A 15,537-nucleotide genomic window follows, 5' to 3' on the forward strand; every position below is an offset into this window, starting at 1 on the left:
GGCACCGAGGGCGGCAGACGGCTTCAGATGGTTGATGACAATCCGGACATGATGGCGATCCGCCCTGACGAGGATGATGTCGCTGCGCCCGTATCGCAATGGCGCAGACATTGTCGGCGTCTCCTGACGTCCGGCTGCATCGCCGCCGCCACCGTTGCCGGGGCTGCCCTTCCGCTTCTGCTCGTCGATTCGGGCTTTCGCGGTTATGTTTCGCAGGCCCGGATCGAGGTCTCCCAGACCGCTTACGATGCCCCCGATGCTGCCCGTTTTCTCGCGATGGCGCGTCGTACCCTGCTTTCACCCTCCGGGCTCGACCGTATAACCGCCGATCTCAAGCTGAAGTCCGCCGATATGGTCGGGGTTCGCAATCAGGGCGAGCTTGGCCTGCTTTTCGACCTTCTGACCGGCGCGGATGCGCGTCCGCTGTCCGAGCGTGAGGCGCTGAACGGTGCGGTGGGCGAAGCGATCCGGCTGGAACTGACCCCGGATGAAAATACGCTGATCGTGACCGGCAAGGCCGCAACGCCGGAAACCGCCATGCGGCTGACCGATTATCTTTCGATGCGCGTGATCGCCGATGGCAAGGCCGGCACCATGACGCCCGCCATGCGCGAGACGGAGAGGGCGCGGACAAGGCTCGATGAGGCGGAAGCCGCGCTGAACGGTTTCCAGATGCGCCACGGTGACGCCGTGATGGCCGAGGCGCAGCAACTCGAACAGCAGCTGCGCGACGTAAACGACAGTCTGGCGCGAACCACCCGGCAGCAATTGTCCATTCAGGCCGATATGACGGCGGCTTCGGCGCTGAAGCCCAATGATGTCTTTGCGAAGCCTTTGCCGGCCGGCGTGGGTTTTTCGGCGCTTGAGGATATCAGGCAGAAGCATTCGACCGCCAGCATGGCGCTTGCCGCGGTTTCGGTCGATTACGGCCCGAAACACCCCCGCCGCATCGCCGCCCAGAATGCGGTGGATGCCGCACAGGCGCTTGCCGCCCCCGCATTGCGGCAATTGCTGGAAGGCCTGCGGGCGGATGAAAAGCGTATCTCTCAGGAGATCGCGACCGCCAATGGCGAGCAAAAGAAGTATCTCGGCCGCCTGAACGAACTCGGTGTCGCCCCCGGCGAATTCTCCAGATTGCAGGGTGAACTGGAAACGGCGCGAAATGTCTATCTGGAGGCAAGCGAACGCCGCGACCTCTCCGCATCCGCCACGCCCGCGGTCGAAACCCGTTTGGCGAAGAAGGCCGCACCCGGCGAGTTGACCCGCGATCTGACGCAGGCCGCCATGCTGGCGGGCGGCGGCGCATTGATCGGCCTGCTGGGCAGTCTCTATCTCCTGAGCTACCGTCGCCATGACGAGGAAGAGGAGGGCGCATTGCTCATCGAAGAGGGTGCGCAACTTCCATCCTCCGTCGAGCCGTCGGTCGAGTCTCTGCAGATTTCCGAATTCGAACCGATCGAGCCGGCTGTGTTCGACGATCTGCAGGATCTTGCCGCAGAGGACAACATCGAGCCGGAGGAAGACGGCTTTGCCGATTATTACGGCGAGGCCGTCAATGACGACGACGACATGCCGCTGGACGAGCGCGTGCGGCAGGTCCTGATGGGCAACCGCACGGTCAGGAGTGCTGATCCGGCCTCTTCCGGACTTCCACCGCTTCTGGCCGAAGCCCTTGCCGGGGACTTCGACCATGCCCAGGCCGAAGCTGAGGAACTGATGGAATTGCGACGCGAACTGGCGTTCCTGAGAGAGCGTCTTGCCGATTACGCCGATCGCCGCGAAGACTACCGCAAAACAGCCTGAAAACGCCGCATTTTCGCTTGCATTCCTGCGAAGGGGGCACCATACGGAGCCTACGTAACCCAGCAGGAGCAGGACGCATGGCAGTTGTGATTGACGGGAAGGCGAAGGCGGCTTCGGTAACGGAGGCGGTCCGCAAATCGGCAGAAGCGCTTGAGGCGGAAAAGGGCGTGAAGCCCGGTCTCGCGGTTGTCATCGTCGGAAACGATCCGGCCAGCCACGCTTACGTGAACTCCAAGAGCAAGATGGCCAAGCAATGCGGTTTCAACTCCATCCAGCACACGCTGCCGGAGGAAACCACGCAGGTCGCACTCCTCAAGCTGGTCGGCGAATTGAACGCCGACGCTTCCATTCACGGCATTCTCGTGCAGCTTCCCCTGCCGAAACACTTCAATTCCGATGAGATCATCCAGTCGATCCTGCCCGAGAAGGATGTGGATGGCTTGAGCGTGCTGAATGCCGGTAAGCTCGCGACCGGCGATCTCGCCACCGGTCTCATTTCCTGCACGCCTGCCGGCGCCATGCTTCTGGTACGCGGCATTCATGGCGAAGACCTTTCCGGCCTCAACGCCGTGGTCATCGGCCGCTCGAACCTGTTCGGCAAGCCCATGGGCCAGCTTCTGCTGAATGCCAATGCCACGGTGACCATGGCGCATTCACGCACCAAGGATCTGGCCGGCATCTGCAAGACGGCGGATATTCTCGTCGCGGCGGTCGGTCGCGCCGCAATGGTGAAGGGCGACTGGGTGAAATCGGGCGCGACCGTCATCGATGTCGGCATCAACCGCATCCCCGCGCCGGAAAAAGGTGAAGGCAAGTCGAAGCTGGTGGGCGATGTCGCCTATGAGGAGGCGAGCGCCGTTGCCGCCGCCATCACGCCCGTACCCGGCGGTGTCGGCCCGATGACGATCGCCATGCTGATGGCCAACACCGTCATCGCCGCCCATCGCGCGCAGGGACAGGCCGCGCCGAAGTTTTAAGCCTGTCGCGTTCAATCGAACTACACGGCACAGCGATTTTTGTGCGCTGCGCCCTAACTTCCGTCATTCCGGCCTTGAGCCGGAATCCAGCCGACGCGCGTCTGCGCGGCGAGACGACTCTTTTCAGCCCAAGGACTTGGGCTGGCTGGATACCGGCTCAAGGCCGGTATGATGGCCGGGGGATGGAGGCCAGCCTCTACGTTTTCGGAGCCGGCCCCGTCGAAGCGCGCACCACAAGTTCCGCCTTCCAGAGTTCCTGATGGGGTTCCGTTTGGTTGAATTTGATCCGGTTGATCAGGCGCTGGCCCACGCGCACCCCCGCCGCCCGGAGCGACGAGCGGGTGGTGGTGAGCGGCACGGAAAAATTATCGGGCTTCAAAAGCGGCAGCACGTCGTCATGGGCGATCAGCGAAATGTCCTTGCCGGGTTTCAAGCCGCGCTGGTTGAGCGAACGGATCGCGCCGAGCGCAAGCGCGGTACTGGCGCAGAGAATGGCGGTCGGTTTTTCCGGGCGTGACAGCAACGCTTCCATGCCGAGATAACCTTCCTCGTCGGTCATGCTGCTGTGTCGCTTGTTGTTCGCATGCAATGTCAGGCCATTTGCCGAAAGCGCCTTTTCCACCCCGAGACAGCGTCGATAGGTGAAATCATAACCCTCCGGGCCGTTCAGAAGTCCGATCCGCGTGTGGCCAAGCTGGAGGAGAAGCTGGGTCGCATCACGGAACGCGCCCTCGTTGTCCACGTCGAGATAGGGATAATCCTCTTCCACGCCGACGGAGCGGCCATGCACGAGGAAGGGCAGGGAGAGCGACTGCATCATGGCGATGCGCGGGTCGTTCTTCTTCATATAGGCGAGATAGATGCCATCGACGCTGCCGCTTGCGGCAAGCCCCCGCAGGGCTTCGCGCTCCTTTTCCGGCTCGGTCGGCATGATCACGAGATGAAAGCCGCTGCGCGATGCTTCCTCACCGAGACCGCTCAGGAATTCGCCGAAATGCACGTCGGAACGATGGTGTTCGCCAATCGGCATGACAAGCCCGATGGAGCCGACTTTGCCTGTCGCCAGCCGTTGCGCTGCCGCATTCGGGCGGTATCCCGTCTTTTCAGCAGCCTCCATGACGCGGCGGCGCGTTTCGGCGCTGACTTCCGGATAGCCGTTGAGCGCCCTGCTGATGGTCGTCTGCGAAATGCCAAGCAGTTGCGACAACTGTTTCAGGTTCATGTCTCTCATTTCCTCCATGCGCGCGCCCGAGAATACGGCAAAGCCTCTCCTCAATTCCCAAAGCGCTTTAGATTTTTACCAGCCTCCACCGCATTTCTCAATCGAAAAGGATAGCCGCCTTCCGAATTAAATATGACTATTCATAAGGCGCTGCAACGTTTCCGCAGAAAGAGCCTCTTGACTCCGTCTTGATGACAATGAGATGAATAGGCAGCCAAAGCGCTTTGATTGGAGAGGACGCTTTGAGCCTTTTATGTGATGGGAGGTAAATCACATGCAGAAGACTCTTTTGGCGACGGCTGCCGTCATGGCTTTGCTGTCCGGTGCGGCCTTTGCCGCCGACCTGAAGTTTGCACCCGGCGGCGACGCCAAGTTCAACTGGAAAAGCTACGAGGACTTCAAGGCGGCTCATGCCGATCTGAAAGGCCAGACGCTGACGATTTTCGGCCCGTGGCGCGGTGAAGACGAGGCCCTGTTCCAGTCGGTGCTCGCCTATTTCGCCGATGCGACCGGCGTGAATGTCCGTTATTCCTCGTCGGAAAACTACGAGCAGCAAATCGTCATCGACACGCAGGCGGGCTCGCCACCCAATATCGCCATCCTGCCGCAGCCCGGCCTTCTCGCCGATCTGGCCGCCAAGGGCTTCCTCGTGCCGCTCGGCGACAAGACCGCCGACTGGGTCAAGGAGAACTACGGCGCGGGCCAGTCCTGGGTCGATCTCGGCAGCTACAAGGGCAAGGACGGCAACAAGGCCTATTTCGCCTTCCCCTTCAAGGCGGACGTGAAGTCGCTCGTCTGGTACGTGCCTGAGAACTTCGAGGAAGCGGGCTACAAGGTGCCCGAGAGCATGGAAGACCTGTTCAAGCTGACGGACCAGATCGTTGCCGATGGCGGCACACCGTGGTGCATCGGCCTCGGTTCCGGCGGGGCAACCGGCTGGCCGGCGACGGACTGGGTGGAAGACCTGATGCTGCGCACGCAGCCGCTCGACGTCTACCAGAAATGGACGACCAACGAGGTCAAATTCACCGATCCGGCCGTGGTCGAAGCGATCAACGAATTCGGGAAATTCGCCAAGAACGAAAAATATGTGAGCGGCGGCGTCGCGGCCGTGGCCTCCACCGATTTCCGCGACAGCCCCAAGGGCCTCTTCGACATTCCGCCGAAGTGCTACCTGCACCATCAGGCGTCGTTCATTCCGTCCTTCTTCCCGGAAGGCACCAAAGTGGGCACGGATGCGGATTTCTTCTACATGCCGACTTACGCGTCCAAGCCTGACCTCGGCAAGCCGGTTCTCGGCGCCGGCACGCTGGTCACCATCACCAAGGAAGCGCCGGCTGCCAAGGCTTTCGTCGAATTCCTGCAAACGCCGATCGCCCATGAAGTCTGGATGGCTCAGTCCAGCTTCCTGACCCCTTATAAGGGTGTGAATGTCGATGCCTATGCCAATGAGCAGATGAAGCGACAGGGCGAAATCCTGACGACCGCGACAAGCTTCGGCTTCGATGGTTCCGACCTCATGCCCGGCAAGATCGGTGCCGGCGCATTCTGGACCGGCATGATCGATTTCGTCGGTGGCAAGTCCGCCGATCAGGTCGCGAGCGATATCCAGAAGGCCTGGGACGGCCTGAAGTAAAGATATCGGATCAGGCCCGGCGGTTTGCTGCCGGGCCCTTACCAACGGCGCTGCCCCGACGACCGCATAAATCAGCGCGGCGCGGAGAGGATCAAGGGAGGGAACATGGCTCAACAACTCGTTTCGGCCATCGGCGTGATGGTGGCGGGGGTCTTTGCCTGCGCTGCCTATTACTGGCTATCCGACAAGGTGCTTCAGGCGATCTTTCCGGTCCGCTCGGGAGACGTGCTGCAGGCATCCCGCAACCTCAATCGCCGCGCGGCGGTCCGGCCCTGGCTGTTCATCGGCCCGGCTTTGATCCTCCTGCTGGTCTATCTGGTCTACCCCGTCATCGCCACGCTGATCCTGTCTTTCTATGACAGGACCGGCAGCGAATTCGTCGGCCTCGCCAATTATCGCTGGGCGTTTTTCGATGCCGGTTTCCGCCAGTCGATCTTCAACAATATCCTCTGGCTCGCCGTCGTGCCGGCCGCCTGCACCTTCTTCGGCCTCGTCATCGCCGTCATGACCGACCGCATCTGGTGGGGCAACATCGCCAAATCCATCGTCTTCATGCCGATGGCGATCTCCTTCGTCGGCGCCTCCGTCATCTGGAAATTCATCTATGAATACCGCGCCGAAGGGCAGGTGCAGATCGGCCTCTTGAACGCCATCGTCGAGTTTTTCGGCGGCAATCCCGAGGTCTGGATTTCCATGCCCTTCTGGAACAATTTCTTCCTGATGATCATCCTCATCTGGATCCAGACCGGTTTTGCCATGGTCATCCTGTCGGCGGCGCTGCGCGGCATTCCGGAAGAAACCATCGAGGCGGCCGTCATCGACGGGGCCAACGGCTGGCAGATCTTCTGGAAGATCATGGTTCCGCAAATCTGGGGCACCATCGCCGTCGTCTGGACGACGATCACCATTCTCGTGCTCAAGGTCTTCGATATCGTGCTGACCATGACCAACGGCCAATGGAACACCATGGTTCTCGCCAATCTCATGTTCGACTGGATGTTCCGCGGTGGCGGCGACAGCGGCCGAAGTGCGGTCATCGCGCTCATCATCATGGCGGCCGTCACCCCCATCATGGTCTGGAACATCCGCCAGGCGAACCGCGAGATGGAGGGCCGCTGAGATGAATATTTTCAAACGCCTCCGCCGCGTCGGCCTGCCGCGCCTCATCGTCCATGCCAGCGTTCTGGTCGTCGTGTTGCTCTGGCTCCTGCCAACGCTCGGTATTCTCGTCAGCTCGCTGCGTGACAAGGACCAGATCACGGTCTCCGGCTGGTGGACGGCCTTCTCCAGTTCCGAACAGACCTCGGCGGTTCGCCTCGCCGATGCTTCGGTGCAGAAGCAGGACGGCAGCCGCTACGTGATATCAGGCAATGTTTTCGAAAGCGGACAGGGCGGCAAGGTCGCAGCCTTCGGCGTTCGCGTACAGGAGCCCACGGCGTTCAAAGCCGGCGAGGCGGCCGATATCGGTGACGGCGAAACGCTGCTCGTCAATACGGACGGCAGCTACGAATATAGCAAGGCCGCGAGCTTTGAAGGCTCTCGCGGCAAGCGCGTCTATATTTCCGTCGCGACGCCGCCCGTCTTCACGCTCGACAACTATCGCACGGTTCTGACCTCGGAAGGTATCGGCCAGTCCTTCGTTAACTCGCTGACCGTCGCCGTGCCGGCAACCGTCATCCCGATCCTGATTGCCGCCTTCGCCGCCTATGCGCTGTCATGGATGAGCTTTTCTGGCCGCAATCTGCTGATTGCCATGGTGGTGGGCCTGATCGTCGTGCCGCTGCAGATGTCGCTGATCCCGCTTCTCAGGCTCTATAATGAAATCGGCACCATCTTCGGCGTTCCGTCCAAGACCTATGCCGGCATCTGGCTGGCGCACACCGCCTTCGGCCTGCCGCTCGCCATCTATCTGCTGCGCAACTATATTTCCGGCCTGCCGAAAGAGATCATCGAAAGCGCCCGTGTGGATGGTGCGAGCGATTTTGAAATCTTCGTCAAGATCATCCTGCCACTCTCCTTCCCGGCGCTCGCCTCCTTCGCCATCTTCCAGTTTCTGTGGACCTGGAACGACCTGCTCGTCGCCATGGTCTTCCTCGGCACGCAGAAGGACGAGCTGGTGCTGACCGGCGCCTTGAACGCGCTGCTTGGTTCGCGCGGCGGCAACTGGGAAATCCTCACCGCCTCGGCCTTCGTCACCATCGTCGTGCCGCTCTGCGTTTTCTTCGCCCTTCAACGTTATCTCGTGCGTGGCCTGCTCGCAGGCTCCGTCAAGGGAGGCTGATCATTCCATGAACGCCCATACCAGACAGGACACTTCCATGACCGCTTCGGTGACTTCCGCTTTGACGCCCAACAAGGACTGGTGGCGCGGCGCTGTTATCTATCAGATTTACCCGCGCTCCTATCAGGACTCCAATGGCGACGGCATCGGCGACCTCAAGGGCATTACCGACCGTCTGGCGCATATCGCCGGCCTCGGCGCCGATGCCATCTGGATTTCGCCCTTCTTCACCTCGCCGATGAAGGATTTCGGTTACGACGTCTCGAATTATGTCGATGTCGATCCGATGTTCGGTACGCTTGCCGATTTCGACGGCCTGATCGCCGAGGCCCATCGCCTTGGCATCCGCGTCATGATCGACCTTGTGATGTCGCATACCTCGGACCAGCACCCATGGTTCGTGGAAAGCCGCGCCAGCCGCAGCAATCCGAAATCGAACTGGTATGTCTGGTCGGATAGCAAGCCGGATGGCACGCCGCCCAATAACTGGCTGTCGATCTTCGGCGGTTCCGCCTGGCAGTGGGATCCGACCCGCATGCAATATTACATGCACAACTTCCTGACCTCGCAGCCGGACCTCAACCTGCATAATCCGGAAGTTCAGGAAGAGCTGCTAAACATCACCCGTTTCTGGCTGAAGCGCGGCGTCGATGGTTTCCGCCTCGACACCATCAACTTCTATTTCCACGACCTCGAGCTGCGCGACAACCCGGCGCTCGCGCCGGAGCGCCGCAACGCCTCCACGGCTCCGGCGGTCAATCCCTATAACTTCCAGGAGCATCTCTACGACAAGAACCGCCCGGAAAACATCGCCTTCCTGAAGCGCTTCCGCGCGGTGCTGGACGAGTTCCCGGATATCGCCGCCGTCGGCGAAGTCGGTGACAGCCAGCGCGGCCTCGAAATCGTCGGTGAATATACCTCCGGCGATGACAAGATGCAGATGTGCTACGCCTTCGAATTCCTCGCCCCCGATGCGCTCACTCCGCAGCGCGTCGCCGATGTGCAGGCGGATTTTGCCAAAGCCGCACCGGAAGGCTGGGCCTGCTGGGCCTTCTCCAACCACGATGTCGTGCGCCACGTCAGCCGCTGGGGCGAGCATGTCGAAGACAAGGACGCCTTCGCCAAGGTGCTTTCGGCGCTCTTGATGACGCAGCGTGGCTCCGTCTGCATTTATGAGGGTGAAGAACTCGGCCTCACCGAAGCGGATATTGCTTTCGAAGATTTGCAGGATCCCTACGGCATCCAGTTCTGGCCGGAATTCAAGGGCCGCGACGGTTGCCGCACGCCGATGGTGTGGGATGCCGGTCATGCACAGGCGGGCTTCTCGACGTCGGAAAAGACGTGGCTGCCCATTCCGGCCGATCACAAGAAGCGCGCCGTCAGCGCCCAGCAGGGCAACGAGGCCTCGGTGCTGGAACATTATCGCCGCTTCCTGAGCTTCCGCAAAAAGCACCCCGCTTTTGCCAAAGGCGGCATCGAATTCCAGCCAGTTGAGGGTGAAGTGCTGAGCTACACCCGCACGCTCGGCAATGAAACCGTTCTGTGCCTCTTCAATCTGTCCGCAACGCCGGCAAAGGCCACGCTGCCGGAAGGGAACTGGGAGGTTCTCGAAGGCCACGGCTTTGCAGGCGGTCTTGAAGGCAGAAGCGTAGAACTTCCGGCATGGGGCGCATTCTTCGCCCGTTACGCCTGACAGATGAGGGAGGAACACCCATGACAAGTCTCGTTCTCAAGGATATCCGCAAATCATACGGGCAGGTGAAGGTGCTGCACGGCATCGATCTTCAGATCGAACAGGGCGAATTCATCGTTTTCGTAGGCCCCTCGGGCTGCGGAAAATCGACGCTGCTGCGCATGATCGCCGGTCTGGAGGAAATCACCGGTGGCGAGATGTATATTGACGGCCAGCTCGTCAACGAAATCCCGCCCTCGCGGCGGGGTATCGCCATGGTGTTCCAGTCCTATGCGCTTTATCCGCATATGACGGTTTACGATAACATGGCCTTCGGCATGAAGATCGCGAAAGAGAACAAACAGGAGATCGACCGCCGCGTTCGCGCCGCCGCCGAAATCCTGCAACTGACGCAATATCTGGAGCGACTGCCCAAGGCGCTCTCCGGCGGCCAGCGCCAGCGCGTCGCCATCGGCCGCGCCATCTGCCGCAATCCGAAAGTCTTCCTGTTCGATGAGCCCTTGTCGAACCTCGATGCGGCGCTGCGTGTCGCCACCCGCATCGAGATCGCCAAGCTCAACGAGCAGATGGCCGATACGACGATGATCTACGTCACCCACGACCAGGTGGAGGCGATGACGCTGGCGGACCGTATCGTCGTTCTGAATGCCGGTCGTGTGGAGCAGGTGGGTGCGCCGCTCGAACTTTACGAAAGGCCGGCCAATCTTTTCGTGGCGCGCTTCATCGGCTCGCCGGCCATGAACATCATCGCTGCAAAAATCACCGGAACGGGTGAGCGGACCTCCATCGAACTTGCCGGCGGCAAGGCGCTCGCCGTTTATGTTCCCACGCCCGCAACAGAAAAGGGCAAGGCGGCGAGCTTCGGTGTGCGGCCGGAAGATCTGAGCATCGTCACCGGGGACGATTATCTTTTCGAGGGAAAAGTCGCGATCGTCGAGGCGCTCGGCGAAGTGACGCTGCTTTATCTCGAAGCGCCCAAGGGGCAGGAGCCGATCATCGTCAAGGTGCCGGGCATCGTTTCCGTCGGCAAGGGCGAAACCCTGCGTTTTGCCGCGCCGCAGGAAAAGCTTCATCTCTTCGACGCCGAGGGCAAGACCTATCGCAGCTAATCGCCGTCGATGCCGAACGATGCCCCGGAACCTTCTCGTTCCGGGGTTTTTGCTGACCTTTTTACCGCTGTGGAAAAATGTCGGAAATGTCCCGCTTCCGGTCTGTTTAAGCCTGCGCTGATATGAATTGTTAAAGACTATGACCTAGTCTCAATCCATTGATCGAGCATGGGAGTCAGGGCGTGCAGAGCGGTACGGGTGTCATCAGGAACCATTACCTGAGCAAGGAAGAATCCTTCATGTATGACCGCGAAAGCCGGTTTCGCATGGAAGATACCATGAACGCCGCACGTATCGAATATACCGAAAAGGCCGTGATGCACATGGCGGCGCGCCGCTGCGATGTCATCCGCATCTCCCAGACCGAAGCGGTGCTGGCGCTGCTGACGAAATATAACCTGCCGAACCAGTTCTATCTCGATATTCCCGACGCCCGCATCACCAAGATCGGCTGCGTGATGTTGCGCGTCAACGCCAACAACACCATCCACGTCCGCTTCCTGCGCATGCTGACGCAGAAGGAACTGGACCGCATTTTCGTGTTCAGCACGCATCCGGCGCATAGAGACCGGAAGCTCGATATCCGGTCGTTCTGAAGTCCTCTCGACCATTGGCGAAAATGGTCTGACCGGTGTTTTAACGGCTTGCGTTGTTGTGGCCGTCTCCTGTCGTTGCTAACTATTATCATCGGATGGTATAGGTGGAGGCAGAAGGGATATCGGCATGGCAAGCAGTGCAAATCTCGGCCGTCACCTTGAAGGCTATGTTTCCGATCTTGTGAAGTCGGGACGCTACAACTCACGCAGTGAAGTACTGCGGGAGGGCGTTCGGCTGGTTGAAGAGCGTGAAAAGAGGCTGGCGGCTCTCGATTTAGCGATTGCGCGCGGTATCGCCGATGCAGATGCCGGACGGACTACACCAATAGACGATGTTGCCTCTCAACTCAGCGCCAAATACCGGAAGATGGCGGAAGAACGCGGACTGTGATCGTTGTTCTGACCAACGAAGCCAAGGCAGACCTGGAGCGTATCGGCGATTTTATCGCGGCCGATAATCCGCGACGGGCGGAAACATTCATCGCCGAACTGCTGGACCGCTGTTTGAGACTGGCGGAAATGCCGCAAGCCTATCCCCTGGTACCCCGTTATGAGCAAAGCGGCATTCGCCGTCGTCCCTATGAAAACTATCTTGTTTTCTATCGCGTCACCCAAATGCGTGTGGAGATATTGCACATTCTGAATGGTGCTCAGGACTACGAATCCATTCTCTTCCCGCAGTCCTAATTCGTGCCGTACCCTCAAATCGTGGCATAACCGCACGCGGCAATGAATCAGTCGTCTGTGGAACAGTGAGGAGCACTGTCACCGCCTGCGGCATATGCGACCTTAAGAAAACCCAGCCAGAACCGTCTGCTTTAGCTTCACATCCGGGACCTCGGTGAACGCAAGGTCGCTGCGGCCGAAATAGGATTTCTGATTGGTGGCGGACCAGTCGTTGCAGACCAGCTTGTAGCGCTCTTTGTTTTCCGGCTTCTCCGGCATGGCGTAAAGATAGTCGCCGGTGCGCGCGGCGAGCGGAATGTCGCCATCCTGATTGCAGCGCTTGAGGATTTGGGCGAGAGCCTCGCCATCGACTTCCGCCACCATCAGCTTGCCGTCGAAACGCAGCGAGGCGTTGAAATCGTAGCGGCGAATATCGCCCTCGGGCAGGCCGGCGCCGAAGGAGGTGTGGCCAATGAAGCCGACATCCGCACCGGTTTTTGCGACGATGAGTTGCGCCACGCGGCGGCCGGCTTCGTCGACGGTCATTGCCTTCGCGGATTTGCCGACGATTGCCCGTTCCTCTGCGGTCAGGTGCTTTTCGAGTGTCTGTTCGATCAGCGTCCTGAGAGCCGGGGAGGCGGGAGCGCTGCGATCGATCATGACGGTCTCGATGGCAGCAGCCTTGCCGGGAGCCGTAATCGTCGCGACCGTCATGGAGGTGCACCATGAGCCGGTATGGACATAGCGGGTAGCGCCCTGTTCATGCACGAAGTTCAGATGGTCATGGCCGCCGACCAAGAGGGTGCCGTCCGGCAGGAGTGGCAGTATATCGCGATCAGCGACGACGCCGGCGTGGCTGAGAACGATGTTGATCGTATCCGGTTTGACGATCTCAGGCAGATTGGCCTTCGCCCATTCGATCGGCTGCGGAATGTCCAGCATCTCGCGTGTGGCCTTCGGATAGGTGTTGATCGCATTGGTGGCGAGACCAGCCACAACGACCTTCCCTCCGCCGACGCTTACTTCGGCGCTGGCCGCCGCATAGGGTTTTCCGTTGCGCTTGTCGATGATGTTGGAAAGCACGGTGATGCCGAGGGCCTGCGCGCGGGTGACGAAATTGGCGAGATCATTGTCGATATCGGGCTCATGATTGCCGATATTGATAACGGTGGGGGCGAGCTTTGCGAGCGCCGCCAGGAAGGTCCATTCGATTTCGCCGGCCGAACGTGCGGCCACCGCGTTGCCGATCTCGAACAGGTCGCCGTTCAGCAAGATGATATGGGGCGCCTTGTCGGCGGCGATGCGCGTTTCAACGGCCGCGAGAAGCTGGCCGATGCGCTCATAGGCCGAATGCAGGTCGGAGATGACGATTGCACGCAGCGCCACGTCCTGCGCCATAGCCGGCGTTGCCGCCACCATCAGTGGCAGCAGGGCGGTGCCCGCCATAAGCTTCAGCACATCGCGGCGTTTGCTTGAGAATATCGTCATGTCAGGCCCCATCATCCGAACTGCGCCGCCGTCCCGCGGCCGGCTGAGAAGGCCCTAAAGGGCGATCATCACAGCCGCATGACAAGTCTGACGTTTAAGACATGGGAAATAAAGCGGTTTCTGCGTCAGCTCTCGGCGATGAGAGGTGCATTCAGGCGATGCCGCAAAGTGGGGTTGAAAGGCGAAAGCCGCATCCGGCCTTCGCCCATCAAAAATCAATGAAACAGGACGCTGGCGCCCTGATCGGCAGGACCGGCATTGCGGCGGAAGGGGGCGAAAAGCTCGCGGCCCATGCCCCATTCATTGCCGGAAAGATCGGCGCGCGCCGGTTCGCGTTTCGCGAGTTCGGCGGCGGAAACGAGTACTTCCAGCGTGCCTGAGATTGCGTCGAGACGGATGATGTCGCCATCGCGGATAAGCGAGATCGGGCCGCAATCGGAAGCTTCCGGCGTGACATGGATGGCGGCCGGCACCTTGCCGGAAGCGCCGGACATGCGCCCGTCCGTCACCAGGGCCACCTTGAAGCCGCGATCCTGCAGCACGCCGAGCGGCGGTGTCAGACGGTGCAGCTCAGGCATGCCATTGGCCTTCGGTCCCTGGAAGCGGACAACGGCGATGAAGTCGCGGTCGAGCTTGCCGTTCTTGAACGCGTCCTGAAGCTCCTGCTGGTCGTGGAACACGATTGCCGGCGCTTCGATGATGTGGCGTTCCGGCTTGACGGCGGAAATCTTGATGACCGATTTGCCGAGATTGCCGGTCAGCATCTTCAGACCGCCGGTCGGCTGGAACGGGGTCTCGATGCTGGAAAGCACCTTCGGGTCGTGGCTCTGCTCGGGGGAGGGCTGGCGTACAACCGCGCCCTTCTCGTCAAGCATGGCATCCACGGTATAAGCCTCGAGGCCCTGTCCGAAGACAGTGCGCACATCGTCATGCACGAAGCCCTGTTTCAAAAGCTGCTTGATGAGGAAACCCATGCCGCCGGCGGCGTGGAAATGGTTCACATCCGCAAGACCGTTGGGGTAAACGCGGGCGAGCAGCGGCACGATGTCGGAAAGATCGGAAATATCCTGCCAGGTGAGGATGATACCGGCGGCGCGCGCCATGGCGATCAGATGCATGGTGTGGTTGGTGGAACCGCCCGTCGCATGCAGGCCGACGACGCCGTTGACCACGGATCTTTCATCGATCATCTCGCCTGCCGGCGTGAACTCGTTGCCCTGCGCGGTAATCGCCAGCGCCCGCTTCGTTGCCTCGCGCGTCAGCGCATCGCGCAGCGGCGTGCCGGGATTGATGAAGGAGGAACCGGGCATGTGGAAACCCATGATTTCCATCAGCATCTGGTTGGAATTGGCGGTGCCGTAGAAGGTGCAGGTGCCGGGGCCGTGATAGGATTTCGATTCCGCTTCCAGAAGCTCGGCGCGGCCGACCTTGCCTTCGGCATAAAGCTGACGGATGCGGGATTTCTCGTCATTCGGCAGGCCGGATGTCATCGGGCCGGCGGGAACGAAGACGGCGGGCAGATGGCCGAAGGCGAGGGCTGCGATGACGAGGCCGGGCACGATCTTGTCACAGACGCCGAGATAGACGGCGGCGTCGAACATGTTGTGCGACAGGCCGATGCCGGCCGCCATGGCGATGGCGTCGCGGGAAAACAGCGAAAGCTCCATGCCCGGCTGGCCTTGCGTCACGCCATCGCACATGGCGGGAACCGCGCCTGCCACCTGCGCTATACCGCCCGCTTCTTTTGCCGCATCGCGGATGATCGCCGGAAAAGTCTCATAGGGCTGGTGCGCCGAGAGCATGTCGTTATAGGCGGTGATGATGCCGAGATTGGGGACCCGGTCGCCGGCAAGGATGTCCTTGTCGGCGGGGGAACAGACCGCAAATCCATGCGCGAGATTGCCGCAGGAAAGCACGGAGCGGTGAACACCCTTTGAGACCTGCAGCCGCAGCCGCTCGAGATAGGTCTCGCGATAGGGCTTGGAACGTTCGACGATGCGGGCGGTGATGGCCTGAATGCGGGAATCGGCGGACATGGGCGTTCATCCTGTTCGTTGGTCGGCAAC

Annotated in this window: 13 protein-coding genes; 10 read left to right on the forward strand and 3 right to left on the reverse strand. The window is 60.6% G+C overall.

Going from position 1 to position 15,537, the window contains the following annotated elements:
- Positions 1 to 27 precede the first annotated feature (27 nt).
- Together CFBP4996_RS01100 and CFBP4996_RS01105 are read left to right on the forward strand one after the other, a co-directional pair.
- A complete protein-coding gene (locus tag CFBP4996_RS01100; RefSeq protein WP_080852678.1) occupies positions 28 to 1,803 on the forward strand; it encodes a GumC domain-containing protein in 1,776 nt (591 codons plus the stop codon).
- A 77-nt stretch (positions 1,804 to 1,880) separates the two neighbouring features.
- Positions 1,881 to 2,780: a bifunctional methylenetetrahydrofolate dehydrogenase/methenyltetrahydrofolate cyclohydrolase gene (locus tag CFBP4996_RS01105; protein WP_080852677.1), complete on the forward strand. Its 900-nt coding sequence runs from the start codon at positions 1,881 to 1,883 to the stop codon at positions 2,778 to 2,780.
- A 196-nt stretch (positions 2,781 to 2,976) separates the two neighbouring features.
- Here CFBP4996_RS01105 and CFBP4996_RS01110 read toward each other — a convergent pair whose 3' ends face one another.
- Positions 2,977 to 4,002, reverse strand: a complete 1,026-nt coding sequence (locus CFBP4996_RS01110; RefSeq protein WP_080852676.1) for a LacI family DNA-binding transcriptional regulator — start codon at positions 4,000 to 4,002, stop codon at positions 2,977 to 2,979.
- Between the two features lie 274 nt (positions 4,003 to 4,276).
- Here CFBP4996_RS01110 and CFBP4996_RS01115 point away from each other — a divergent pair, with 274 nt between their 5' ends.
- The 8 genes from CFBP4996_RS01115 (at position 4,277) to CFBP4996_RS01150 (ending at position 12,004) form a co-directional block, all read left to right on the forward strand.
- Positions 4,277 to 5,638 (forward strand): ABC transporter substrate-binding protein, encoded by a 1,362-nt coding sequence (locus tag CFBP4996_RS01115; protein ID WP_020812904.1) that lies wholly within the window; start codon positions 4,277 to 4,279, stop codon positions 5,636 to 5,638.
- Positions 5,639 to 5,743: 105 nt separating this feature from the next.
- Positions 5,744 to 6,757, forward strand: a complete 1,014-nt coding sequence (locus CFBP4996_RS01120; protein WP_004432574.1) for a carbohydrate ABC transporter permease — start codon at positions 5,744 to 5,746, stop codon at positions 6,755 to 6,757.
- Position 6,758: 1 nt separating this feature from the next.
- A complete protein-coding gene (locus tag CFBP4996_RS01125) occupies positions 6,759 to 7,919 on the forward strand; it encodes a carbohydrate ABC transporter permease (protein ID WP_080852675.1) in 1,161 nt (386 codons plus the stop codon).
- Between the two features lie 37 nt (positions 7,920 to 7,956).
- The gene (gene bglA / locus CFBP4996_RS01130; protein ID WP_080853250.1) at positions 7,957 to 9,612 is read left to right on the forward strand and encodes a beta-galactosidase BglA; all 1,656 of its coding nucleotides are present in this window, start codon (positions 7,957 to 7,959) and stop codon (positions 9,610 to 9,612) included.
- A 20-nt stretch (positions 9,613 to 9,632) separates the two neighbouring features.
- Positions 9,633 to 10,721 carry an ABC transporter ATP-binding protein gene (locus tag CFBP4996_RS01135; RefSeq protein ID WP_080852674.1) on the forward strand — a complete coding sequence of 363 codons (1,089 nt, stop codon included), beginning with the start codon at positions 9,633 to 9,635 and terminating at the stop codon, positions 10,719 to 10,721.
- A 239-nt stretch (positions 10,722 to 10,960) separates the two neighbouring features.
- Positions 10,961 to 11,317: a hypothetical protein gene (locus CFBP4996_RS01140; RefSeq protein ID WP_035236048.1), complete on the forward strand. Its 357-nt coding sequence runs from the start codon at positions 10,961 to 10,963 to the stop codon at positions 11,315 to 11,317.
- 127 nt (positions 11,318 to 11,444) lie between these two features.
- Complete coding sequence (locus tag CFBP4996_RS01145; protein ID WP_059760587.1) at positions 11,445 to 11,708, forward strand: type II toxin-antitoxin system ParD family antitoxin; 264 nt, start codon at positions 11,445 to 11,447, stop codon at positions 11,706 to 11,708.
- On the forward strand, positions 11,705 to 12,004 hold the full coding sequence (locus tag CFBP4996_RS01150; RefSeq protein WP_080852673.1) for a type II toxin-antitoxin system RelE/ParE family toxin: 300 nt from the start codon (positions 11,705 to 11,707) through the stop codon (positions 12,002 to 12,004). The genes CFBP4996_RS01145 and CFBP4996_RS01150 overlap by 4 nt, the downstream gene beginning before the upstream one ends.
- A gap of 102 nt (positions 12,005 to 12,106) precedes the next feature.
- Here the strand turns inward: CFBP4996_RS01150 and CFBP4996_RS01155 are convergent, their stop codons facing one another.
- Positions 12,107 to 13,471 carry a metallophosphoesterase gene (locus CFBP4996_RS01155; RefSeq protein WP_080852672.1) on the reverse strand — a complete coding sequence of 455 codons (1,365 nt, stop codon included), beginning with the start codon at positions 13,469 to 13,471 and terminating at the stop codon, positions 12,107 to 12,109.
- A gap of 215 nt (positions 13,472 to 13,686) precedes the next feature.
- A complete protein-coding gene (edd, locus tag CFBP4996_RS01160; protein ID WP_080852671.1) occupies positions 13,687 to 15,507 on the reverse strand; it encodes a phosphogluconate dehydratase in 1,821 nt (606 codons plus the stop codon).
- Positions 15,508 to 15,537 lie beyond the last annotated feature (30 nt).

The organism is Agrobacterium leguminum, assembly GCF_005144435.2.
Lineage (GTDB): Bacteria > Pseudomonadota > Alphaproteobacteria > Rhizobiales > Rhizobiaceae > Agrobacterium > Agrobacterium leguminum.